16 protein-coding genes, 2 tRNA genes and 2 other RNA genes are annotated in these 22,734 nt (G+C 50.1%); 8 read left to right on the top strand and 12 right to left on the bottom strand.

Features of this window, described 5'->3' with window-relative positions; genetic code table 11:
* Positions 1 to 2: 2 nt before the first annotated feature.
* The 4 genes from oppC to ychE form a co-directional block, all read right to left on the bottom strand.
* Entirely contained in the window at positions 3 to 911 is a 909-nt protein-coding gene (oppC, locus tag JQN59_RS10905; RefSeq protein ID WP_003020701.1) for an oligopeptide ABC transporter permease OppC, read from the bottom strand.
* A 14-nt stretch (positions 912 to 925) separates the two neighbouring features.
* Entirely contained in the window at positions 926 to 1,846 is a 921-nt protein-coding gene (gene oppB / locus JQN59_RS10900; RefSeq protein ID WP_003020708.1) for an oligopeptide ABC transporter permease OppB, read from the bottom strand.
* 232 nt (positions 1,847 to 2,078) lie between these two features.
* Entirely contained in the window at positions 2,079 to 3,710 is a 1,632-nt protein-coding gene (oppA, locus tag JQN59_RS10895) for an oligopeptide ABC transporter substrate-binding protein OppA (protein ID WP_103014343.1), read from the bottom strand.
* Positions 3,711 to 4,481: 771 nt separating this feature from the next.
* Positions 4,482 to 5,129 (bottom strand): NAAT family transporter YchE, encoded by a 648-nt coding sequence (gene ychE / locus JQN59_RS10890; protein ID WP_003020714.1) that lies wholly within the window; start codon positions 5,127 to 5,129, stop codon positions 4,482 to 4,484.
* A gap of 487 nt (positions 5,130 to 5,616) precedes the next feature.
* On the opposite strand from ychE, the gene adhE reads away from it, so the two are divergent.
* Entirely contained in the window at positions 5,617 to 8,295 is a 2,679-nt protein-coding gene (gene adhE / locus JQN59_RS10885) for a bifunctional acetaldehyde-CoA/alcohol dehydrogenase (protein ID WP_123267320.1), read from the top strand.
* A gap of 237 nt (positions 8,296 to 8,532) precedes the next feature.
* Here adhE and tdk read toward each other — a convergent pair whose 3' ends face one another.
* Positions 8,533 to 9,150 (bottom strand): thymidine kinase, encoded by a 618-nt coding sequence (gene tdk, locus JQN59_RS10880; RefSeq protein WP_008784954.1) that lies wholly within the window; start codon positions 9,148 to 9,150, stop codon positions 8,533 to 8,535.
* Positions 9,151 to 9,760: 610 nt separating this feature from the next.
* Between tdk and hns the strand changes: the two genes are divergently transcribed.
* The gene (hns, locus tag JQN59_RS10875) at positions 9,761 to 10,174 is read left to right on the top strand and encodes a histone-like nucleoid-structuring protein H-NS (RefSeq protein ID WP_003020723.1); all 414 of its coding nucleotides are present in this window, start codon (positions 9,761 to 9,763) and stop codon (positions 10,172 to 10,174) included.
* Positions 10,175 to 10,310: 136 nt separating this feature from the next.
* Here the strand turns inward: hns and galU are convergent, their stop codons facing one another.
* From galU to rssA, 3 genes are all read right to left on the bottom strand, one after another.
* Positions 10,311 to 11,219: a UTP--glucose-1-phosphate uridylyltransferase GalU gene (galU, locus tag JQN59_RS10870; RefSeq protein WP_003020727.1), complete on the bottom strand. Its 909-nt coding sequence runs from the start codon at positions 11,217 to 11,219 to the stop codon at positions 10,311 to 10,313.
* Positions 11,220 to 11,423: 204 nt separating this feature from the next.
* Positions 11,424 to 12,437: a two-component system response regulator RssB gene (gene rssB, locus JQN59_RS10865; RefSeq protein WP_003833382.1), complete on the bottom strand. Its 1,014-nt coding sequence runs from the start codon at positions 12,435 to 12,437 to the stop codon at positions 11,424 to 11,426.
* Positions 12,438 to 12,527: 90 nt separating this feature from the next.
* Positions 12,528 to 13,439, bottom strand: coding sequence for a patatin-like phospholipase RssA (gene rssA / locus JQN59_RS10860; protein ID WP_008784956.1), 912 nt, complete (start codon positions 13,437 to 13,439; stop codon positions 12,528 to 12,530).
* 111 nt (positions 13,440 to 13,550) lie between these two features.
* Here rssA and JQN59_RS10855 point away from each other — a divergent pair, with 111 nt between their 5' ends.
* From JQN59_RS10855 to JQN59_RS10830, 6 genes are all read left to right on the top strand, one after another.
* Entirely contained in the window at positions 13,551 to 14,006 is a 456-nt protein-coding gene (locus JQN59_RS10855; RefSeq protein ID WP_008784957.1) for a YchJ family protein, read from the top strand.
* A gap of 55 nt (positions 14,007 to 14,061) precedes the next feature.
* Positions 14,062 to 14,904, top strand: a complete 843-nt coding sequence (purU, locus tag JQN59_RS10850) for a formyltetrahydrofolate deformylase (RefSeq protein WP_149607722.1) — start codon at positions 14,062 to 14,064, stop codon at positions 14,902 to 14,904.
* A gap of 168 nt (positions 14,905 to 15,072) precedes the next feature.
* A non-coding RNA gene (locus tag JQN59_RS10845) (RtT sRNA) lies at positions 15,073 to 15,214 on the top strand.
* A 28-nt stretch (positions 15,215 to 15,242) separates the two neighbouring features.
* A tRNA-Tyr gene (locus tag JQN59_RS10840) sits at positions 15,243 to 15,327 on the top strand.
* A gap of 34 nt (positions 15,328 to 15,361) precedes the next feature.
* Positions 15,362 to 15,446 (top strand) — tRNA-Tyr (locus JQN59_RS10835).
* 44 nt (positions 15,447 to 15,490) lie between these two features.
* Positions 15,491 to 15,621: non-coding RNA, RtT sRNA (locus JQN59_RS10830), on the top strand.
* A 399-nt stretch (positions 15,622 to 16,020) separates the two neighbouring features.
* On the opposite strand, the gene narI is transcribed toward JQN59_RS10830, so the two are convergent.
* Genes narI through JQN59_RS10810 form a run of 4 tightly spaced genes read right to left on the bottom strand, consistent with a single transcriptional unit; the run spans position 16,021 to position 22,683 of the window.
* Positions 16,021 to 16,698: a respiratory nitrate reductase subunit gamma gene (gene narI, locus JQN59_RS10825; protein ID WP_003833386.1), complete on the bottom strand. Its 678-nt coding sequence runs from the start codon at positions 16,696 to 16,698 to the stop codon at positions 16,021 to 16,023.
* Positions 16,698 to 17,408: a nitrate reductase molybdenum cofactor assembly chaperone gene (gene narJ / locus JQN59_RS10820; RefSeq protein ID WP_008784959.1), complete on the bottom strand. Its 711-nt coding sequence runs from the start codon at positions 17,406 to 17,408 to the stop codon at positions 16,698 to 16,700. Before narJ ends, narI begins: the two co-directional genes overlap by 1 nt.
* On the bottom strand, positions 17,405 to 18,943 hold the full coding sequence (gene narH / locus JQN59_RS10815) for a nitrate reductase subunit beta (protein WP_003833388.1): 1,539 nt from the start codon (positions 18,941 to 18,943) through the stop codon (positions 17,405 to 17,407). The genes narJ and narH overlap by 4 nt, the downstream gene beginning before the upstream one ends.
* On the bottom strand, positions 18,940 to 22,683 hold the full coding sequence (locus tag JQN59_RS10810) for a nitrate reductase subunit alpha (RefSeq protein WP_008784960.1): 3,744 nt from the start codon (positions 22,681 to 22,683) through the stop codon (positions 18,940 to 18,942). The genes narH and JQN59_RS10810 overlap by 4 nt, the downstream gene beginning before the upstream one ends.
* Between the last annotated feature and the right edge of the window lie 51 nt (positions 22,684 to 22,734).

Here is a 22,734-nt window from a genome sequence, read left to right as displayed (position 1 = left end):
CCTTAACGGTCTTTCGGGTCGAGGGCATCACGCAGGCCATCGCCAATAAAGTTAAAACAGAACAAAGTGACCACCAGGAAACCAGCCGGGAACAGCAGCAGCCATGGTGAGACTTCCATAGAGTTGGCACCATCACTGAGCAGCGCGCCCCAGCTACTTAACGGTTCCTGCGTACCTAGTCCCAAAAAGCTCAGGAAGGATTCAAACAGGATCATGCTAGGCACCAGCAATGAAGCGTAAACCACCACCACACCCAACACGTTCGGCACAATATGGCGGATAACGATACGCACGGTAGACACCCCGCCGACTTGCGCCGCTTCAATAAACTCTTTGCGCTTCAGGCTCAGCGTTTGTCCACGCACGATACGCGCCATATCCAGCCAGGAGACCATTCCGATAGCGACAAAAATCAGCAGGATATTTTGTCCAAAGAAGGTCACTAGCAGAATCACGAAGAACATGAACGGGAAGGAGTTGAGGATTTCCAGCAGACGCATCATCACCGAGTCGATTTTACCGCCGAGATAGCCCGACAGAGAGCCGTACAGCGTACCAACAACCACCGCGACCAGCGCCGCGGCAATGCCGACCATCAGCGAGATACGCCCGCCAATCGCCACGCGAACCAACAGGTCGCGTCCCGACGAGTCAGTACCGAAATAGTGGCCTGATTCTGTATCCGGCGCGCTAGACATCATGCCCCAGTCGGTATCAAAGTAGGTAAACTGCGACAGCATCGGTGCCAGCGTCACGAACAGCGCAATAATCACCAGCACCACCAGGCTTGCTACCGCCGCGCGGTTATGCATAAAGCGTCGACGCGCGTCCTGCCACAGGCTGCGGCCTTCGACCTCCAGCTTTTCACTGAAATTCTCCAGCGCCTCGCTGTTTTTCTTACTTAACATCATAGCGAGCTCCAGTATCAGTAACGAATTTTCGGGTCGATAACGGCATACAGCACATCGACAATCGCGTTAAACACGATGGTCAGCGTACCCACCAGTATGGTCAGGCTAAGAACCAGCGAATAGTCGCGGTTTAACGCCCCATTGACGAACAACTGGCCAATACCCGGCAAACCATAAATGGTTTCAATAACCATCGAACCGGTGATAATGCCGACAAATGCCGGTCCCATATAGGACAACACTGGCAACAGCGCAGGTTTCAACGCATGGCGGAAAATAATCCGCCGCATCGGCAGCCCTTTAGCGCGTGCGGTACGAATAAAGTTAGAGTGCAGTACTTCAATCATCGAACCGCGAGTAATACGGGCGATACTGGCGATGTAGGCCAGTGACAAGGCCACCATCGGCAGGATCATAAATTTCAGCGCCCCGCCGTTCCAGCCCCCGCCGGGTAGCCATTTCAAGGTTATGGCAAATATCATGACCAATAAGGGAGCGACCACGAAACTGGGGATAACCACCCCGGTCATTGCCACCCCCATCACCGTATAGTCCCAACGTGTATTTTGCTTCAGCGCGGCTATCACTCCGGCGCTAACACCGACGAGTACCGCCAGAATAAAGGCTGCCGCACCCAGCTTCGCAGAAACCGGGAAGCTCGAGGCAACGAGGTCGTTAACCGTGTAGTCTTTATATTTAAAGGATGGTCCAAAATCGCCGTGCGCCAGCTGTTTCAGATAGCTGAAGTACTGCGTCGAGATGGGATCGTTAAGATGATATTTCGCTTCAATATTCGCCAGCACCTCTGGCGGTAACGCGCGTTCCCCGGTGAATGGGCTTCCGGGCGCAAGGCGCATCATAAAGAATGAAATCGTAATAAGAATAAACAGCGTCGGAATCGCTTCCAGACAGCGACGTAATATAAATTTTAACATTGCCCGTACCTTCTGGCGTGTGCCTTTATACCCGTCATACTTCAAGCTGCAAGTGCGTTGGCTTTACTCGCTCACGCCAGTCACTTACTTAAGTAAGCTCCTGGTGATTCGCTGCGTTGCCGCCTTCCTGCAACGTGAATTATTTAGGGTATACCTCTCTTTGTCTAAAGAGGTATTTATAGTTCGAAGAAAAAGACACTGTGGGGCAACATGATTGCCCCACGTCTTGCCATTAATGCTTGATAATATACAAGTCTTTAACGTGGATATTATCCATCGGGTCTTTACCTGAGTATCCGCCAACCCATGGTTTCACCAGGCGGGCGTTAACATAGTAATAAACCGGTACAATCGCAGAATCTTTATCCAGCTGCTGTTCCGCTTTCGAATACAGTTCGCTGCGCTGCGCTTCATCCGTCACTTTCAGCGTATCCGCAATCAGCTTATCAAATGCCGGGCTCTTATAGTGGACGGTATTATTGGAGCTGTCGGACAGCACCATATTCAGGAAGGACGTCGGTTCGTTATAGTCCGCACACCAGCCCGCACGTGAAACATCATAGTTGCCCTGATGGCGCGTATCGAGGAACGTTTTCCATTCCTGGTTTTCCAGCTTCACATTAGCACCCAGATTTTTCTTCCAGATAGATGCCGCGGCAATAGCCAGCTTCTTATGCAGGTCTGAGGTGTTATACAGCAGATCAAAGGTCAGCGGTTTCTCAGCGGTATATCCGGCCTCAGCCAGCAGTTTCTTCGCTTCTTCATTACGTTTTTCCTGAGACCACTTGAACCACTCTGGCTCAACCAGTTTCGCACCATCGGTGTATGGAGGAGTAAAGCTATATGCTGGCAGGTCACCCTGGTTTTTCACTTTATTGACGATAATGTCACGATCCAACGCCAGCTTCAGGGCGGTACGAACACGAACATCGTTGAACGGTGCTTTCTGGTTGTTGATTTCGTAATAATAGGTGCACAGATACGGGTCAACGTGGACTTCGTTCGGGATCTCTTTTTTCAGTTTCTGGAATAACTCAATCGGCATGTTGTTATAGGTCATGTCGATTTCACCGCTGCGATAGCGGTTAACGTCAGTCACTTCAGAAGAAATAGGCAGGTAGGTTACCTGGTTAATAACCGTTTTGGCGTTGTCCCAATAGTTGGTATTACGCTCAAGCACAATGCGCTCGTTCACAACCCAGTCTTTCAGTTTATACGCACCGTTAGTAACGATGTTAGCGGGCTGGGTCCACTTCTCGCCGAATTTTTCAACAGCCGCTCTGGGAACCGGTGAAACGGAAGAGTGCACAAGCAGTTTGTAGAAATAAGGAACTGGTTCGCTGAGGGTAACTTCAAAAGTATGATCGTCGATAGCTTTTACGCCCAGATCGGTGACCGGTTTTTTACCGGCGATAATATCATCAATGTTGACAATATGACCGTACTGCAAATAACTGGCATACGGTGATGCAGTATTTGGATTAGCCAAACGTTGCCAGCTATACACGAAATCTTGCGCGGTAACAGGCGTGCCGTCAGACCACTTAGCATCTTTACGCAGATGGAATGTCCAGACTTTAAAATCTTTATTTTCCCATTTTTCAGCCACGCCAGGCGATGGTTTGCCATCGACATCACTGATTAATAAACCTTCAAACAGGTCACGGTTAATGTTGGATTCAGGTACACCTTCGATTTTGTGGGGATCGAGTGATTGCACTTCCGAACCGTTATTACGCACCAGAGTCTGCTTTTCAGCAAGCTGCACACCCGCTGGCACTACTGCCGCCGTGGCAACATTTCCAGCGACTAGCGCAGTTAAGATCCCCGCAGCTACTAAACTTTTTTTAGTGATGTTAGTCATTGTGTTGTACTCCCTCATTATTATGGCTGGTTTTTTAACCAGACTGTTAATCCTGTCAGGATCCCTGTACGGCACCGGAGATTTTCTGCCGTCAGGTGGTTTATTGTTTTACTGCTTGCTATCACCGACTTTATTTATTCTGGCGATTCGTATGACCGCCTTGCGTCGATTCTCTACGTGCCTCCCCTGCCGGAAACACGCTATTACCCTGTTGAGAGAAACTAACTGCAAATGATTCTCATCAACGTGAATTCTTCTGCATAATACTTGGCCGGAAAGTATCAAATGCGTTTCTTAACCGCCAATACATTTTACAAATTTGTTAACCAATTCTCTTTTATTGGAAATAAATCTCACTTAAAAAGTCTTACGAATGAAGATTTATTATGAAAAGATCACAAAAATCAATGCATTATGTCGACTATAGTGTTAACCATCCTGTCCGAAGTCAACGCCATGTCAAAATGCACATAAATTTAACAATTGGTTATTAATTAGCACATTCATCTGAAATAAAGGCTGAAATAACTAATAACATTTCGATAATCCTTCAGCAAGCCCCAGAGTATGATGTTAATAAAATAACAGCAGTATCGGTTTTCGCCGGGCGTACTGGGACGTGTTATATCTTTAGAATCAATGGCTAACAGGAGAGTTAATCATCAGCATTTTTTATTATTGCTCTGCTGATTTTCAACTTTAGTGAGAAGTTTTACTGATAATGAAAGGAAACGGAGCCGGACACGACTCCGTTTGCACAGAAGAGAGGTTTCAGGCCAGCAAACCAGGGAAAATGGATTTGATGCCTGTAACGATAAATTCGATACCCAAAGCCATTAACAGCAGTCCCATAATACGCGTAATGACGTTGATACCGGTTTGGCCCAACAGACGCACTAACCATGGTGCCATGCGGAACAGCCCCCAGCAGCACAGGGCAAACAACGCAATCGCTACAAAAAAGCCAAACAGGTTAATCGCGCTATGATATCGCGTACCCCAAACAATGGTTGAGCTTATCGCCCCCGGCCCCGCCATCAACGGCAATGCCAACGGCACAACGCCGATACTTTCACGGATTGCGGTTTCTGATTTTTCCTGTTTGTTTTGTTTATCTTCCCCTAGTTTTCCGCTAATCATTGACATCGCGATAGTCACAACCAGAATGCCGCCAGCGATCCTGAACGAGTCAATTGAGATGCCGAAGAGTTGCAGAATACCATCACCAAGAAACAGCGAAGTCCACAGGATGATTGCGACCGATAGGTTTGCCGTGAGGTTGGTTTTGTTTCGTGCTGCGGCAGTTTGATAGCTGGTCATACTGATAAAGACGGGGATGATCCCTACCGGGTTGACCAACGCAAATAACCCAATGAAAAATTTAAAATAGACAGGAAAATCAAATAGCGTTTGGATCACGGTTAGCTCCGAAGCGTTAGCCGGATAAAATGAGTCATAAAAATTGATAAAATCCGCGCTGAAGATACGCCTTTTGTCAGCATACTTCACCTTCTATCTGCGTATATCAATGTAAATACGCTACCAATACTCAGTGTTATTAATATGTATTAAATATGCTAATGTTATTAGCATTCATTACGTCAATTTATTAACACTTAACGAGAAACGCTAAAAGGGTCTGCTGAAAGGTGTCAGCTTTGCGAATTTTTGATCCAGATCACGCAATTACTACTCAGAAGTGAGTAATCTTGCTTACGCCACCTGGAGGTAACGCGTTAGAGTTAACAGGCGCTAGCGTATAAGCTCTTTTAGTAAATCAAAGTAAAGTGGACGTTAATTAACCGTTTGATTTTCAAACCATTACACAAATTTTCGTCGGTCTGTCTATACTCTCGTATCGAGCAGATGATTTACTAAAAAAGTTTAACATTATCAGGAGAGCATCATGGCTGTTACTAATGTCGCTGAACTTAACGCACTTGTAGAGCGCGTAAAAAAAGCCCAGCGTGAATATGCCAGTTTCACTCAAGAACAGGTTGACAAAATCTTCCGTGCCGCCGCTCTGGCTGCCGCAGACGCTCGAATTCCTCTCGCGAAAATGGCCGTTGCCGAATCCGGCATGGGTATTGTCGAAGATAAAGTGATTAAAAACCACTTCGCTTCTGAATACATTTACAACGCTTACAAAGATGAAAAAACCTGTGGTGTGCTGTCTGAAGACGACACTTTTGGTACCATTACCATTGCTGAACCGATTGGTATCATCTGCGGTATCGTTCCAACCACTAACCCGACTTCTACTGCAATCTTCAAATCACTGATCAGCCTGAAGACCCGTAACGCCATCATCTTCTCTCCGCATCCGCGCGCAAAAGATGCAACTAACAAAGCAGCTGACATCGTTCTGCAAGCAGCAATCGCTGCTGGCGCACCGAAAGATCTGATCGGCTGGATCGATCAACCTTCCGTTGAACTGTCTAACGCGCTGATGCACCACCCGGACATCAACCTGATCCTTGCGACCGGTGGTCCAGGCATGGTTAAAGCGGCATACAGCTCCGGTAAACCGGCTATCGGCGTAGGCGCAGGTAACACCCCTGTGGTTATCGACGAAACCGCTGATATCAAACGTGCTGTTGCATCTGTTCTGATGTCTAAAACCTTCGATAACGGCGTAATCTGTGCTTCTGAGCAGTCTGTCGTCGTGGTTGACTCCGTATATGATGCAGTACGTGAGCGTTTTGCGACTCACGGCGGCTACATGCTGCAGGGCAAAGAGTTGAAAGCAGTTCAGGACGTTATCCTGAAAAATGGCGCGCTGAACGCAGCTATCGTTGGTCAGCCGGCATACAAGATTGCTGAACTGGCAGGCTTCTCCGTACCAGAAACCACCAAGATCCTGATCGGTGAAGTGAAGGTTGTTGACGAAAGCGAACCGTTTGCTCACGAGAAACTGTCTCCAACGCTGGCAATGTACCGTGCGAAGGACTTCGAAGACGCAGTTATCAAAGCTGAAAAACTGGTTGCGATGGGCGGTATCGGTCATACCTCTTGCCTGTACACTGACCAGGACAACCAGCCAGAGCGTGTTGCTTACTTCGGTCAGATGATGAAAACCGCACGAATCCTGATCAACACCCCTGCTTCTCAGGGTGGTATCGGTGACCTGTACAACTTCAAACTCGCACCTTCCCTGACTCTGGGTTGTGGTTCCTGGGGTGGTAACTCCATCTCTGAAAACGTTGGTCCTAAGCACCTGATCAACAAGAAAACCGTTGCTAAGCGAGCTGAAAACATGTTGTGGCACAAACTTCCGAAATCTATCTACTTCCGTCGTGGCTCTCTGCCAATCGCACTGGATGAAGTGATTACCGATGGACACAAACGTGCGCTGATCGTGACCGACCGCTTCCTGTTCAACAACGGTTATGCAGACCAGATCACCTCCGTTCTGAAAGCTGCTGGCGTTGAAACCGAAGTGTTCTTTGAAGTTGAAGCTGACCCGACTCTGACCGTTGTTCGCAAAGGTGCTGAGCTGGCTAACTCCTTCAAACCAGACGTAATCATCGCACTGGGTGGTGGTTCCCCGATGGACGCCGCGAAAATCATGTGGGTTATGTACGAACACCCGGAAACTCACTTCGAAGAACTGGCACTGCGCTTTATGGACATCCGTAAACGTATCTACAAGTTCCCGAAAATGGGCGTAAAAGCGAAGATGGTTGCAGTTACCACCACTTCCGGTACCGGTTCTGAAGTGACTCCGTTTGCGGTCGTTACCGACGATGCAACTGGGCAGAAATACCCGCTGGCAGACTATGCGCTGACTCCGGATATGGCGATTGTTGACGCCAACCTGGTTATGGATATGCCGAAGTCACTGTGTGCGTTCGGTGGTCTGGATGCGGTCACTCACGCTCTGGAAGCTTACGTTTCAGTACTGGCGTCTGAGTTCTCTGACGGTCAGGCTCTGCAAGCGTTGAAATTGCTGAAAGAAAACCTGCCAGCGTCTTACCATGAAGGTTCTAAGAACCCGGTAGCGCGTGAGCGTGTACACAGTGCAGCAACTATCGCCGGTATCGCGTTTGCTAACGCCTTCCTGGGTGTATGTCACTCAATGGCGCACAAACTGGGTTCTCAGTTCCACATTCCTCACGGTCTGGCGAACGCCCTGCTGATCAGCAACGTTATTCGTTATAACGCGAACGACAACCCGACTAAACAGACTGCATTCAGCCAGTACGACCGTCCGCAGGCACGCCGTCGCTACGCTGAAATCGCAGACCATCTGGGTCTGAGCGCACCGGGTGACCGTACTGCCGCGAAAATCCAGAAACTGCTGGGCTGGCTGGAAGAAATTAAAGCTGAACTGGGTATTCCTAAGTCTATCCGTGAAGCTGGCGTTCAGGAAGCTGACTTCCTGGCACACGTAGACAAACTGTCTGAAGACGCGTTTGACGACCAGTGTACTGGTGCTAACCCACGTTACCCGCTGATTGCTGAACTGAAACAGATTCTGCTGGATACCTACTACGGTCGCGAGTACAGCGAAGACCAGACTGCCGCTAAGACTGAAGCAGTAGCTGCACCGAAAGCAGAAAAGAAAGCGAAGAAATCCGCTTAATTTGCTCAGATAAGTTTTAGTTTCACCATAAACGGTCCCAGTTGGGACCGTTTTTTTTCGTCTTGTGTTATGAAAATCGGGTGATACGCAATCTAGCCGTGTGAATAGAATGGCACGGTAAGAGATGTATTCAGGAAGATGTGAGAATAGCCGTCAGAAGAGAGTCTGACAGGGTAGAGAACATTGGCGAAGGTTCCAGCCTACCCTGTGTTTATAAGCGCTCAGAAGCGTACTGGGTTAATCGTGGCTGTGTCGTTCTTGTATCGCCGTCAGAGAGCCCTCAGACTGCGCTTGTTTGTAGTGTTTACGACATACCGACACATAGCGTTCATTCCCGCCGATAACCACCTGCTCGCCCTCGTTATAAGGTCTTCCAGCCTGATCAAGGCGTAATACCATGCTGGCCTTACGGCCACAGAAACAAATGGTCTTTAATTCAACCAGTTTATCTGACCACGCAAGCAGGTATTCGCTGCCACCAAATAACTCACCACGAAAATCAGTGCGTAAGCCGTAACACAAAACAGGAATATCCAGTTGATCGACAACTTCAGATAATTCATAAACCTGTTGTCGGGTCAGAAACTGAGACTCATCGACCAGTACACAGTGAATTCTTTGCTGCGCATTCTCGGCGCGAATCTCTTCGAACAATGATGAATTTTGGTTAAACAATTTTGCAGGTGACGACAGACCTATACGCGAACTTACTTTTCCAGCACCAAAACGGTCATCAATTTCCGCTGTATATACAACGGCACGCATCCCACGTTCCTGATAATTGTACGAAGATTGCAACAATGCAGTCGACTTACCTGCGTTCATTGCAGAATAGTAAAAATATAGTTGTGCCATTGACCGAAGGCCCTCACCCGGGGAAATAAATATGGGCTGGATTGTATCATATTTCACGAACATGTCGGTGTAGCGTTGGTCGCAAAGGCGTATAAATGAGCGGGCAAGCTCGCACAGTGCCGCCTGAATTTAAGTAACGGATAGTGAGAGAGCATACAACCATCGACCAAACAGCCTGTGCTCGGACGCGTATATACACACTCTTTCACAAATAGTGCTCATGAAATTTATCAATGTCACTTATCATCATACGGCAATAAAGAAACCCTTCCCATATTGTTATTGAATCTACCCACTGTCGCCATGTATTAGCGAATTCACGTAAGCAAAACTAATACAAAAGGTTGAAATCACTGCAAAGAGATACTATTTGTACACCATAAAATGTGACCTGAATCTTGAATTTTTACTCTCAGCCGCTGAGAAGCCCCCTCGCCAATAAGCCTTTTTTATGCCCAACATCATGGGGAATTTAAGACAGGAGAATTAATTCTGATAGTAAATAAAGCGCAATTTTGAATTCCTTACATTCCTGGCTATTGCACAACTGAATTTATCGCTCTATTATTAGCTCAACAAACCACCCCAATATAAGTTTGAGATTACTACAATGAGCGAAGCACTTAAAATTCTGAACAACATCCGTACTCTTCGTGCGCAGGCAAGAGAATGCACTCTGGAAACGCTTGAAGAAATGCTGGAAAAATTAGAAGTTGTAGTTAGCGAGCGTCGCGAAGAAGAAAGCGCTGCTGCTGCTGAAGTTGAAGAACGTACTCGTAAACTGCAACAATATCGTGAAATGCTGATCGCTGACGGCATTGATCCGAACGAATTGCTGAATAGCATGGCTGCTGTTAAATCTGGCACCAAAGCTAAGCGCGCTGCACGCCCGGCTAAATATAGCTATGTTGACGAAAACGGTGAAACTAAAACCTGGACTGGCCAGGGTCGTACACCGGCAGTGATCAAAAAAGCGATGGAAGAACAAGGTAAACAACTGGACGATTTCCTGATCAAGGAATAATTCAGAAATAGTTTGCTTAAAATCCCGCCAGTGGCGGGATTTTTTTTACCGGTACTTCGCTCAACCCTACCCGGATTAGGTATAAAAAAACGGCGCTGTTAATACAGCGCCGTTCTGACCAGATAATACCAGAAGGTTACTTCTTAATACCCATCTCGTCTTCCAGCCAGGCTTTAAATTCGGCGCCGAGAGTATTATGGCGAATACCATATTCAACGAACGCCTGCATATAGCCCAGTTTATTACCACAGTCATGGCTTTTGCCCTTCATGTGATAAGCTTCAACCGTCTCTTTTTCAATCAGCATATCGATAGCATCTGTCAGCTGAATTTCATCACCCGCTCCCGGAGGGGTTTTAGCCAGCAGAGGCCAGATATCGGCACTAAGAACGTAACGACCCACAACGGCCAGATTAGAAGGCGCAACATCAGCTTTTGGTTTTTCAACCACGCCAACCATCGGGACGCTTTCGCCCGGGGATAATTCAACACCTTTACAATCAACAACGCCATAAGCCGTAACATCTTCTACCGGTTCAACCATAATCTGGCTGCTACCTGTTTCATCAAAACGATGAATCATTTCGGCAAGGTTGTCGCGGGATAAATCAGATTCGTATTCGTCAAGAATTACGTCCGGCAGGATTACAGCTACCGGTTCATCGCCAACCACAGGGTGCGCGCACAATACCGCGTGGCCCAGACCTTTAGCCAGCCCCTGACGCACCTGCATAATAGTCACATGTGGCGGGCAAATAGATTGCACTTCTTCCAGAAGCTGGCGTTTTACACGTTTTTCCAGCATCGCTTCAAGTTCAAAGCTGGTATCAAAGTGGTTTTCAATAGAATTTTTAGACGAGTGAGTTACAAGTACAATTTCAGTGATGCCCGCAGCAATACATTCGTTTACGACGTACTGAATTAATGGCTTATCAACCAACGGTAGCATCTCTTTCGGGATTGCTTTCGTAGCCGGTAACATCCTGGTTCCTAATCCCGCAACCGGGATAACGGCTTTTTTGACTTTTGAATTAAGGGCAGCCATTTAAAACTCTCCTGGACTGTTCATGTATTGAACGTGTTCATCATTCTGTATCGCATCCGAGTATATCAGTACAGCGACAAGCTTCTGGTCTGAAAAGGACGCGCGTCGGTATAATTAAGATAAATACGAATAAATCTGGCGCTGATAGTAGCACTCACAGCATGGGGAGGGTGAACCAATTTCATTTGCACGCCTCTCAATTGTTCATTCCGCAGACAACATCAAGCGCAGGCGACCTCCCGCCCCCCAAATCTGGCATTGCCATGACTCACAATGTTGGCTCAGCTGATTAAGATACGTATTACCTAAGGTACCCAGCGGAACGCCATTGCTGATTTGCACTTGGTGGGAACCGGTATTTAATGTCGCATTCAGCCCTGCTGATACCAGAATTAGATTTTTTAATCCACTGTGGTAATACCCTACCAGCAAGGGAAACTGCCCTGGTAAATTGGCTTGCCGCAACAGATGATTTACCTGTTTCAATAACGTACCTAGCTCTGGCAACCGTTGATTTTGTTGTGTCAGTTGCTCCTGCAGTAAACCATTAAATAGCGCTCGCAGTAATAATGCAGCCAGCACGCCATTATCCCCTGCCCGCGTCACATCAAGGCAATAGAATGCAAGGTCATGATCCGACAGCGGCGCAATATCCAACACCAGCCCCGGTTGGTCGGCTGCCACCAATTGTCGGTAGTTAATGCGACAGTGCGAGAGCACTTGCGACACTGGAGGCTGTAATTCTTTTAGCAACTTCGCAGCAGCAGCAGGATCGTCCACCATCGCATCCCAGTCGCGAAACAGCCGTTCTTCTTCTTCCACGCGTGAATTAAACATGTTGGGATAAAGACAGGCAAAGACGGTTTCTCGCAAGCGATTAAGGTCTTTCACCGGCTTCAACAGGACATCATCCACACCGAGTCGTAGCGCTTTGGCTATGTCGGACATGTTTTCCGTCGCAGAAATCACCAGTATCGGGGTCTGATCGCCACGATTACGTAAATACTCAACCAGTTTGAGACCGTTCATTCTTGGCATAGCCAGGTCGCAGATCATCAGGTCGGGTTTAAAATGCCCAAGCAAGTCCAGTGCTTCAAGTCCGTCACCAGCTACCGCCGTTGTCGCTCCCAAAGAGGAAAACCATGAGTCCATGAGTGAGCGAAATACCGGCTCATCCTCAACGATAAGAATCTGTTTTCCGACCAATGGCTGCGTCATATTCTCCCCCCTGACTGGCTTTAATAAATAGTGGCATGCTATTGCCACTCACGCCTGTCAGAATTAGCTTAAGTGTTGATAAAAAATGCGTTAGACGTTGGTTTTCACCAGGGGTAGAAGCTCATCCATTTTCTTCTCGACCGCTAACTGCCCGGCAGCAATTGCCGCACTGGCGCGGTGAAAATCCAGCGTGGATATTTGTGGACAAAACGGCTGAATCAGAATGTCTGGAGGGTCACCGGCCATGCGGTTACGTTTCAGTCGGTTTTCCAGAACCTGAATAGACGTCGTCATAATCTCCATCGCCGTGGGCGCAGTTACTGCACGCCTGGCAGTAATGTTGCTCAAGCGTTCTTTCAGACGGGCATGCCATGAGAGTTCGTCAGCATCATCACCCGATTCGGCATCGCTATTGACGTTGAAGGAGAGTAAATCTTGTTGCATGAGATGCGCATCGTGTTGCAGGTCGACCGCAATAACAATATCGGCCCCCAACGCGCGAGTCAGGGAGACAGGGACAGGATTCACCACCGCACCATCGACCAGCCAGTAACCATTGTGCGCCACAGGTGACATCAGGCCAGGAATACTGCAGGAGGCCCGGACAGCCAGATGTAAATCACCTTCGGTGAACCAAAGTTCCCGACCCGTACTCAGATTGGTGGCCACTGTTGCGAAACGGCGAGTACATTGCTCAATTGCTTCTACCGGCATCACATTACGATACTGATTGAATACCCGTTCACCGCGCAGTAAACCTCCCCTGCGCCACGAGAGATCCATCAGCCGTAAAACATCCCAATAGCTGAAAGAACAGACCCACTTTTCGAGAGCAGGCAGCTTATTGCAGGCGTAGGCAGCGCCAACCAACGAACCGATGGAGCACCCTGCCACGATATCAACATCAATACCCATATGCTTAAGGGCTTTAATAACGCCAATATGCGACCAACCTCGCGCTGCGCCGGAACCTAGCGCCAGCCCAATTTTTATTTTTCTCATTATACGTACAAACTTCCCCTGGCTTGCAGACGTAGCAACATCGCTACCGCTCAGTTAACATAGTGCCACTCTGGCGTTTTTACGCCGTTTTTATATTCCAGGGAGTACTTTGTGTCTCAGCTTTGTCCCTGTGGTAGCGCTGTCGAGTATAGCCTATGTTGCTACCGTTATGTGTCCGGCGCGCAAGTAGCACCTACGCCGTCACACCTCATGCGTTCTCGTTACTGTGCTTTTGTGATGAAAGACGCAGATTACCTTATCAGGACCTGGCATCCGGATTGTCATGCGGCCGAGTTTCGCGACGACATTATCGCAGGATTTACTCATACCGAATGGCTTGGACTGACCGTTTTTGAACAAGAGACGGCAGACACAGAAAATATCGGCTATGTCAGTTTTGTCGCACGGTTTTCTGAACAAGGTAAAACAGGTGCAATTATCGAGCGCTCTCGTTTTTTAAAAGAAAACGGTCAGTGGTACTATATAGACGGTACACGCCCTCAAATTGGACGAAACGATACCTGCCCTTGTGGCTCAGGTAAAAAATTTAAAAAGTGCTGCGGCTAATCAACGCCCGACAGTATCAATTTTGCAAACATTCTCAACAGGATCACCGCTGCAAATGCATTCATTACAACGAAAAGTGCTGCGTACTATTTGCCCGGACCAAAAAGGTCTGATCGCGCGCATTACAAATATCTGTTACAAGCATGAACTGAACATCGTGCAGAACAATGAGTTTGTGGACCACCGTACCGGACGCTTTTTTATGCGCACCGAACTGGAGGGCATATTTAACGACATCACGCTGCTTGCCGATCTGGACAGCGCCTTACCTGAAGGCTCGATTCGTGAATTAACCCCAGCAGGCCGCCGCCGCATCGTCATTTTGGTCACCAAGGAAGCGCATTGCCTGGGCGATTTATTAATGAAGGCCAATTACGGCGGGCTGGATGTTGAAATCGCCGCGGTGATCGGCAATCACGAGACCTTGCGTCCTCTGGTTGAACGGTTTGATATTCCGTTTGAGCTGGTGAGCCATGAAGGTTTAACACGTGACGAACATGATGAGAAAATGGCTGATGCTATCGACGCCCACCAGCCGGATTATGTCGTGCTGGCTAAATACATGCGCGTTCTGACCCCGACATTTGTTTCACGCTTTCCGAATAAAATTATCAATATTCACCATTCATTCCTGCCAGCATTCATTGGTGCTCGTCCATACCATCAGGCTTATGAGCGTGGCGTGAAGATCATCGGCGCGACGGCCCACTACGTGAATGATAACCTCGATGAAGGCCCAATCATTATGCAGGACGTGATCCATGTTGATCACACCTACACTGCCGAAGATATGATGCGCGCGGGTCGCGACGTTGAAAAAAATGTATTAAGCCGTGCGCTATATCAGGTTCTGGCTCAACGCGTCTTTGTTTACGGTAACCGAACGATTATTCTGTAATCGATTGATAAGTTAATTGGTTACCTTTACATCTTTACGTGTAAAAATCAGGCAACCAGTTCTTTTTTATCAACGGAATGCTTTACAGGGGCGCATCATTTGATATGATGCGCCCCGCTTCCAACGGAAGCATGCCAGTAATTAGCATTACCCCGAGGTGGGGTTCCCGAGCGATCATAAGGGAGCTGACTGCAAATCTGCCGTCATCGACTTCAAGGTTCGACTCGAGCGATAGTGAGAGAACGTTGCCGCAGGCAACGGCCCGAAGGGTGAGGAGCTTTAGCTCCGAATAATCCTTCCCGCTATAGAATGCAAGCAGCATAATGAATTTACCCTGTGGTGGGGTTCCCGAGCGGCCAAAGGGAGCAGACTGTAAATCTGCCGTCATCGACTTCGAAGGTTCGAATCCTTCCCCCACCACCATCTTCTAGCACTGCCTACAATTTGAATTACCCCTGGTGGGGTTCCCGAGCGGCCAAAGGGAGCAGACTGTAAATCTGCCGTCATCGACTTCGAAGGTTCGAATCCTTCCCCCACCACCATCACTTCATAAAGCACCAACAGCAAATCAATCTCTAATGCCCCATATTCTGCCCATGTGGGAAGGATGAGAAGCTTCGACTAAGGTTCGATTCGAGCGTAGCGAGAAAGCGTTGCCGCAGGCAACGACCCGAAGGGCGAAGCGCGTAGCGCTGAGTAATCCTTCCCCCACCACCATCACTTCATAAAGCAACACACTCAATTCCTCAGCAATGCCTTTTATTTGCCTGATGCGCTATGCTTATCAGGCCTACTAACTCGACATGTGCCCGCAATTTGTCTGCTGCGCTGCGCTTATCAGGCCTACGAACTCGACATGTGCCCGTAATTTGTCTGCTGCGCTGCGCTTATCAGGCCTACTAACTCGACATGTGCCCGTAATTTGTCTGCTGCGCTGCGCTTATCAGGCCTACGAACTCGATACGTGCCCGCTATTCGTCTGATGCGCTGCACTTATCAGGCCGACAGCGCTCGCTGATACCTTCGTAGGCCGGATAAGGCGCTTGCGCCGCCATCCGGCAAACAGGCATAAAAAAACCCCGCCGAAGCAGGGTTTTGTCATTCTCAAATGTACGATTAGTGACGCGCGCGAACAATCTGGTATTTGCGTGTCAGATATTCGACCGGGACGCTCCAGATGTGTACCAGACGAGAGAATGGGAACAACAGGAACAGCGTCATACCCAGCACCAGGTGCATACGGAAAATGAACGCAACACCATCGAGATACTGAGACGCTCCGCCCTGGAAGGTCACCACTGTCTGCGCCCAGTTCACCAGCTTCATCATCTCGCTACCGTCCATATGCTGGGCGGAAAACGGAATGGTCAGCAGGCCCAGTGCACACTGGATCACCAGCAGTGAGAGGATCAGAATATCCGCTCCGGTGGTGGTGGCCCGCACGCGTGGGCTGAACAGACGACGTTTCAGCAGCAGTACGCCACCAATCAGACACATCAGGCCACTGGCACCGCCCGCAAACATTGCCATCTTTTGTTTCACTTCAAGCGGTAGCCAGGCTTCATACATCCAGTGCGGCGTCAACATGCCAAGGAAGTGCCCAGCAAAGATTCCCAGGATCCCGATGTGAAACAGGTTTGACGCCAGGTTCATCCCTTTGCGATCCAGCATCTGACTGGAAGCTGCACGCCATGTATATTGCCCATAGTCATAACGCAACCAGCTGCCGATCAGAAAGACAGAACCCGCGATGTACGGATAGATGTCAAAGAAGAACGTATTCAGGAAGTGCATTATTGCTGTCCTCCGGTGGTGATATTCAGATACTGCGGCGCAACGGCCCCGGCAAAACGACGCTGGTGAGCGGAGATTTCCGACTCGCCACACCCCTGATCGGCGAAGAATTTCACCTGCTCTTCTTCCCAGACCGCATCAAGCGCTTGTGGAGTATCGTCACGGGCTTCATCCGCAATTTTTTCAGCCACTTTATCGCTGTCGATAACGGTATTCGCCAGTTTTAACAGCAGATCGAACAGCACCGCATAACGGCTTTCGCGCTGTTGCAAACGAGCGCTGAGCAGCGCCAGAATCGGCGCAATATCCTGTAAGCCACCTAGCGCTTCGCTTTTCGGCAGTTGCGCAAGATATTCCAGATACAGAGGCAGATGATCGGGAAGTTCGCGGCTGTCGAGCTGCAAACCGTGCTGCTCATACTGTGCCATCAGGTCAACCATAGCCTGACCGCGATCTCGGGATTCACCGTGAACATGTTCAAACAGCAGCAGCGATGTCGCGCGGCCACGGTCAAACAGTTCGCTGTAGGCGGCCTGCACATCCAGCATGTCCTGCGCGGTTAGATCGCGCAGGAAAACGCCCAGAGTCTGGGCATCCTCTTTATCCAGGTTCTCAGATGACGCGAGTGCATCGAAAAGTTCCTGCTGATGCTGCCACAAGGCAGCATCCGGGTACTCGAGCAGACGCGAAACAATGACGAGTTCAATCATTGGTGCGGCTCCGTTTTGCTGGTCACATCGACAGCGTCGATGCGGCGGCTGTTGAACAGATTGAATTTAGTATCAGAACCGTGGCAACCGTCGCCGAAGGTAAAGCCACAACCGCTTTTCTCCGGGAACGCGTCACGCGCCAGTTCACGATGGCTGCTCGGTACCACGAAACGATCTTCGTAGTTCGCGATTGCCAGGTAACGATACATTTCCTGTGCCTGCGCTTCGCTTAAGCCCACCTCTTCCAGCGCACGGGTATCAACTTTACCGTCAACTGTTTCCGCACGTTTGTAGTGACGCATCGCCAGCATACGTTTCAGGGCCAACAGTACCGGCTGGGTGTCGCCAGCGGTCAGCAGGTTCGCCAGGTACTGAACCGGAATACGCAGGCTGTCAACATCCGGCAGAATACCGTTGCTGCCCAGCTCGCCCGCGTCGGCGGCAGACTGAATCGGTGACAATGGCGGCACGTACCAGACCATCGGCAGTGTGCGGTATTCCGGATGCAGCGGCAGCGCCAGCTTCCAGTCCATCGCCATTTTGTAAACCGGAGACTGCTGTGCGGCATCAATGACGCTCAGCGGAATACCATCTTTCAGCGCCTGTTCAATAACCGCCGGATCGTTCGGATCGAGGAACACGTCCAGCTGACGCTGGTACAGATCTTTCTCGTGCTCGGTGCTGGCCGCGCTTTCGATCGCATCTGCGTCATACAGCAGTACGCCGAGGTAACGGATACGACCTACACAGGTTTCGGAGCAAACGGTCGGCTGACCAGCTTCGATACGCGGGTAGCAGAAAATGCACTTCTCAGATTTCCCGCTCTTCCAGTTGAAGTAGATCTTCTTGTACGGGCAGCCGGTGATACACATACGCCAGCCGCGGCACTTGTCCTGGTCGATCAGCACGATGCCATCTTCTTCACGCTTGTAGATAGCGCCGCTCGGACAGGTCGCCACACACGCCGGATTAAGGCAGTGCTCACACAGACGCGGCAGGTACATCATGAAGGTGTTTTCGAACTGACCGTACATCGCCTTCTGCATGTTTTCGAAGTTCTGGTCTTTGGCGCGTTTTTCAAACTCGCCGCCCAGAATTTCTTCCCAGTTCGGACCGCTGGTGATTTTGTCCATTCGCTGACCGGTGATGAGCGAGCGAGGACGAGCAATCGGCTGCGCTTTGCTGTCTGCAGGGGCGTTATGCAATGTCTGGTAGTCAAAATCAAACGGCTCGTAGTAATCATCCATGCCCGGCAGATGCGGGTTAGCAAAGATTTTACCCAACAGCAGCGCTTTGTTACCCATGCGCGGCTGCAGTTTGCCGTTGATTTTACGGATCCAACCGCCCTTCCATTTTTCCTGGTTTTCCCAGTCGTTCGGGAAGCCAACGCCAGGCTTACTTTCGACGTTGTTGAACCAGGCGTACTCCATACCTTCACGGCTGGTCCAGACGTTTTTACAGGTCACTGAACAGGTGTGGCAGCCGATGCACTTATCGAGATTCAGCACCATGCCGACTTGTGAACGAATTTTCATTTTACGCTCTCCTGTACCTGGTCATTGCCTTCGCCATCCAACCAGTTAATGTTCTTCATCTTACGTACAACTACGAACTCATCACGGTTTGAACCGACGGTGCCGTAGTAGTTAAAGCCGTAGGCCAGCTGCGCATAGCCGCCGATCATATGGGTCGGTTTCGGTGTAATACGGGTCACCGAGTTGTGGATCCCACCGCGCTGCTGGGTGATTTCTGAACCCGGCAGGTTAACGATACGTTCCTGCGCGTGGTACATCATGGTCATCCCGGCCGGTACACGCTGGCTGACAACTGCACGTGCCGTCAGCGCACCGTTGCTGTTGAAGACTTCGATCCAGTCGTTATCTTCGATTCCCAGATCCTTCGCATCGACTTCGCTCATCCACACAATCGGGCCACCGCGTGACAGCGTCAGCATCAGCAAGTTGTCGCTGTAAGTGGAGTGGATACCCCATTTCTGGTGCGGCGTCAGGAAGTTGAGCGCTTTTTCCGGGTTACCGTTAGATTTCTCGCCGATCACCGCTTTCACCGAACGGGTGTCGATTGGCGGACGGTAAACCAGCAGGCTTTCACCAAAGTCACGCATCCACTGATGATCCTGATACAACTGCTGGCGACCAGACAGTGTACGCCATGGGATCAGCTCGTGAACGTTGGTATAGCCGGCGTTATAAGACACGTGTTCATCTTCCAGTCCTGACCAGGTCGGGCTGGAGATAATTTTGCGCGGCTGCGCCTGAATATCGCGGAAGCGAATTTTTTCGTCTTCTTTATTCAGCGCCAGATGCGTATGGTCACGACCGGTAAATTCACTCAGCGCAGCCCAGGCTTTAACGGCTACCTGACCATTAGTTTCCGGCGCCAGCGTCAGGATCATCTCGGCTGCATCAATTGCGGTATTAAGCCAAGGCTGGCCTTTTGCCGGACCTTCAGCCTTGGTGTAATTGAGCTTACGCAGCAGATCCATTTCGCTCTGGGTATTCCAGGCAATCCCTTTACCACCGTTACCGATTTTTTCCATCAGCGGGCCGATGGAGGTGAAACGCTCGTAGGTTGCCGGATAATCACGCTCAACGGTCATGATGTGCGGTGCGGTAACACCAGGAATCAGGTCACATTCACCTTTTTTCCAGTCCTTCACGTCCAGCGGTTGTGCCAGTTCTGCGGCAGAGTCGTGCTGAATTGGCAGCGTAACGACGTCGGTTTCTTTACCGAGATGACCCACGCAAACTTCAGAGAATTTCTTGGCGATGGCTTTGTAGATTTCCCAGTCGCTCTTCGATTCCCAGGCCGGGTCAACCGCCGCAGACAGAGGATGAATAAACGGATGCATGTCCGAGGTATTCATATCGTCTTTTTCATACCAGGTTGCGGTCGGCAGCACGATGTCGGAATACAGACAGGTGCTCGACAGACGGAAGTCCAGCGTGACAACCAGATCCAGTTTGCCGTCCAGACCGTTATCCTGCCATTCCACTTCTTCAGGCTTCACGCCGCTCTGCTGGCCGAGATCTTTGCCCTGAATACCATGTTCAGTACCCAGCAGATACTTGAGCATGTACTCGTGGCCTTTACCGGAAGAACCGAGCAGGTTAGAACGCCAGATAAACAGGTTGCGCGGATGGTTTTTACCGTTTTCCGGCTGCTCTGCCGCAAAACGAATAGAACCTTCTTTCAGGGATTTAACGGTGTAATCCACCGGCGTCATACCTGCTTTCTGCGCTTCTTCGGCGATACGCAGTGGGTTAGTCCCTAACTGCGGCGCAGATGGCAACCAGCCCATACGTTCAGCGCGAACGTTAAAATCAATCAAATGACCGCTGTAGCGGGATTTGTCTGCCATCGGGGAAAGCAGTTCCTGCGCAGTAACCGTCTCATAGCGCCATTGGCTGGAGTGGTTATAGAAGTAGGAAGTGCTGTTCATATGACGAGGCGGACGCTGCCAGTCAAGAGCAAACGCCAGCGGCTGCCAGCCGGTTTGCGGACGCAGTTTTTCCTGGCCGACGTAGTGGGCCCAACCGCCGCCGCTCTGACCGATACAACCGCAGAACACCAGCATATTGATCAGGCCACGATAGTTCATATCGAGGTGGTACCAGTGGTTCAGGCCCGCACCGACGATGATCATCGAACGACCGTGTGTTTTATCGGCGTTATCCGCAAATTCACGGGCAATGCGCACGATCTGAGAACGTGATACGCCAGTGATTTTTTCTGCCCATGCCGGCGTGTACGCTTTCACGTCATCGTAGCTGGTCGCGCAGTTTTCGTCGTTCAGACCACGTTCCAGGCCATAGTTAGCCATGGTCAGGTCGTAAACGGTGGTCACCAGCGCGGTAGAGCCATCGGCCAACTGCAGGCGTTTAACCGGCAGTTTGTGCAGCAGAATATTTTCCAGCTCTACTTTACTGAAGTGCTCGGTACCTTCGCCGCCAAAGTACGGGAAGCCCACTTCAGCGATATCGTCCTGGCTACCCAGCAGGCTGAGTTGCAGTTCGGTTTCATCACCGGACGTACCGTCGCGTTGCTCAAGGTTCCATTTGCCCTTTTCGCCCCAACGGAAACCTATTGAACCGTTTGGCGCAACCATTTCGCCGTTGCTGTTGATAGCGACGGTTTTCCATTCTGGGTTATTTTCCTGGCCCAGAGAGTCGACCAGATCCGCCGCACGCAGCATACGACCAGCAGCATAGTAGCCGTCACGCTCTTCGAGCATCACCAGCATTGGCATGTCGGTATAACGACGAACGTAGTCGGTGAAGTACTGGCTCGGGTTATCGAGGTGGAACTCGCGCAGCATGACATGGCCCATCGCCATTGCCATCGCCGCATCGGTTCCCTGCTTCGGTGCCAGCCACAGGTCGCAAAGTTTGGCAATTTCTGCGTAGTCCGGAGTAATCGCTACCGTTTTGGTGCCTTTATAGCGAACTTCAGTAAAGAAGTGCGCATCCGGAGTACGGGTCTGCGGTACGTTAGAGCCCCATGCAAGAATGTAGCTGGAGTTATACCAGTCGGCAGATTCCGGTACGTCGGTTTGCTCGCCCCAGGTTTGCGGGGAAGCCGGCGGCAGGTCACAGTACCAGTCGTAGAAGCTCAGGCAGGTACCACCAATCAGCGACATATAGCGTGCGCCGGAAGCATAAGAAACCATCGACATCGCCGGAATCGGAGAGAAGCCTGCAACGCGGTCAGGGCCATAGGTTTTGATGGTGTAAACGTTAGATGCAGCAATCAGTTCATTCACTTCCTGCCAGGAAGAACGAACAAACCCACCACGACCACGCGCTTGTTTGAAGCTTTTTGCTTTGTCGGCGTCTTCGATGATGGATGCCCATGCGTCTACCGGATCGCTGTGCAGTCTTTTTGCTTCACGCCACATCTTCATCAGACGTTTGCGCATCAGCGGGTATTTCAGACGGTTAGCGCTGTAGAGATACCAGGAATAGCTTGCACCACGTGGGCAGCCGCGAGGCTCGTGGTTAGGCATATCTGGACGCGTGCGTGGGTAGTCAGTTTGCTGGGTCTCCCAGGTCACCAGACCATTTTTCACATAGATTTTCCAGCTGCATGAGCCCGTGCAGTTTACCCCGTGGGTTGAACGCACGATTTTGTCATGCTGCCAACGCTGGCGGTATCCGTCCTCCCAGTCCCTGTTGGTATTGAGAAGCTGGCCATGCCCATCGGCAAAGGTTTCGCCCTTCTGCTTGAAGTAGCGAAACCGGTCCAGGAATTTACTCATCGGTTTTCTCCTGTAGGAGCCTGACGGCTCTCTGATAAATCGACATTGCTT

Source organism: Citrobacter sp. B72 (genome assembly GCF_016894305.1).
In the GTDB taxonomy this organism is placed as follows: domain Bacteria; phylum Pseudomonadota; class Gammaproteobacteria; order Enterobacterales; family Enterobacteriaceae; genus Citrobacter; species Citrobacter portucalensis.
The sequence above is the reverse complement of the archived record's forward strand: the minus strand, read 5'-3'. Positions and strand labels throughout refer to the sequence as shown.